Origin of the sequence: Pseudomonas persica (assembly GCF_900291015.1) — a bacterium.
Taxonomy (GTDB): Bacteria; Pseudomonadota; Gammaproteobacteria; order Pseudomonadales; family Pseudomonadaceae; genus Aquipseudomonas.
Window position 1 is genome coordinate 1 of sequence record NZ_OLKL01000231.1, and the last position, 257, is coordinate 257.

At 64.2% G+C, this 257-nt stretch carries 1 protein-coding gene; it reads right to left on the reverse strand.

The features are described 5' to 3' along the window. On the reverse strand, window positions 1-257 hold a 257-nt coding region (locus FQ664_RS26390; RefSeq protein ID WP_178091102.1), incomplete at both ends, for an LEA/WHy family protein.

Below are 257 nucleotides of genomic sequence, written 5' to 3' on the forward strand. Positions count from 1 at the left end.
CCCTTGGGCAAGTCCAGCTTGCCTTCATCGGTAAAGCGCACGGTCCCCAGCGGCCCGCCGGCCAGTTTGCCGTGCAGCTTGTAGGGTAGACCCTGCAGCGAGTCCAGCTTGCCCAGCCCATAGGCCTGGCGCAGGAAGGAAAACGCCGTGATGCTTACCGGCACCACGATCACCGCTTCGTCGTAGCGGCCAATGTGCCCCTGCTGATCACTGACCCCAGCGGCCAGCGGCTGGCCGTTTACTTCCAGGTTCAAGGC